The organism is Endozoicomonas sp. SESOKO2 (genome assembly GCF_024606245.1).
GTDB lineage: Bacteria > Pseudomonadota > Gammaproteobacteria > Pseudomonadales > Endozoicomonadaceae > Endozoicomonas_A.
The window spans coordinates 1-1,274 of the sequence record NZ_JAHHPQ010000341.1 but is presented as its reverse complement, the minus strand read 5'-3'; the positions used below and the strand labels follow the sequence as shown (position 1 = coordinate 1,274).

The window sequence follows — 1,274 nt, the reverse complement described above, 5'->3', positions numbered from 1 at the left end:
CCATAATACTGAGTTCCATCACCTGGTCAGGGGTATAACCCAGTGCGCGACAGGAAGACTCATTCACGTATTTGTGGCTGCCATCATGGCGGAACCAGTGAATATAATCGGCTGCCCGATCCAGGGTGAAGCGAGCCATGGACAGTTCACGCTCACGCTCTTTCTGCTCGGTGATATCCACCATGGTGCCCACGGCACGCAGTGGATGGCCCCGACTGTCCCGGAAGACGACCTTACCTTTGTTCCGAACTGTTGCGTAACTACCGTCCCTGCGTCTGATGCGGTATTCATAGACGAAGGCTTTATCCGAGTGAGCAAACTGATCGTTGAAGAAATCAACGGTAGCAATCTTGTCATCTGAGTGAATCAGGCGACGCCAACCCCCCGGAGTGTTCGCCAGCTCTCCGGCCTCATAGCCCAGCATGCGCTGATATCGAGGACTGAAATAGATACGCTCATTAGCAACATCCCAGTCCCAGAGACCATCGGAAGCGGCATCCATCGCCAGCTGATAACGCTCTTCACTGGATCTCAGGGCATCTTCGGAAAGCTGCCTTGAGCGCGCAACAGCTACCAGTTGACTGGCCCTGCGCAGGAGATCCACTTCATCACTCAACAGCTCGTCTTCGGTCTGGCGATTGAGGAATATGACCCCACCTATCTGTTCAGCGAATAACGTCATGGCAACATGAATCCCCTTTGGACAGTACTGTTTCACTCGTAGCTGGAATCAGTAGCAGGCGTTCTGCCCTGGGCTCTATCATTGAGAGCGGTATGGAAATGATACCGCAAGATCGCAAGAGTCTGGTATTCGGACGCTGGCTTGGTCATGATGACCAAACTTCAGGAAAACTGGTTATCGCTCTGGAAACGGCCTCGGCCCCGCTGTCTTTTGTCAACGCGCTGGGTAAACCGGCCGGTATGTATGTAGACATCTGGCAGAAGTGGTCTGAAAAAACTTCTACGCCTGTTCGCTTCAGAATGGGGGAGCAAACCGAGATTACTCAGGCGCTCAAGAGTGGCAAGGTAGATGTTCTCGGGAGTATTTCTCCCTCCAGGGCTCGCAGTGAGTGGATGCAAATGTCCAATCCGTTTTATGCCATCAGTTCACGAATTTATTATCGCAGTAACCAGTCGGTCAATGACCTGGGGCCTGATCTGGATGGCAGAAGGCTGGGCGTGGTGACAGACTCCAGTCATGAAGAGTTTGTCAACAAATGGCTTCCGGGGGTCATGCTGGTCACTCGTGACAATATCATTGAGTTGATTCAGAG

General features: G+C 52.5%; 2 protein-coding genes. One reads left to right on the top strand and one right to left on the bottom strand.

Annotation, left to right across the window (positions count from 1 at the left end):
• Positions 1–718, bottom strand: a 718-nt coding sequence (locus tag KDK17_RS07830; protein ID WP_257287775.1) for a PAS domain-containing protein, incomplete at its 3' end; no start/stop codon positions are given.
• A gap of 62 nt (positions 719–780) precedes the next feature.
• Between KDK17_RS07830 and KDK17_RS07825 the strand changes: the two genes are divergently transcribed.
• Positions 781–1,274: transporter substrate-binding domain-containing protein (locus tag KDK17_RS07825; protein WP_257287774.1), on the top strand; the 494-nt coding region annotated here is incomplete at its 3' end.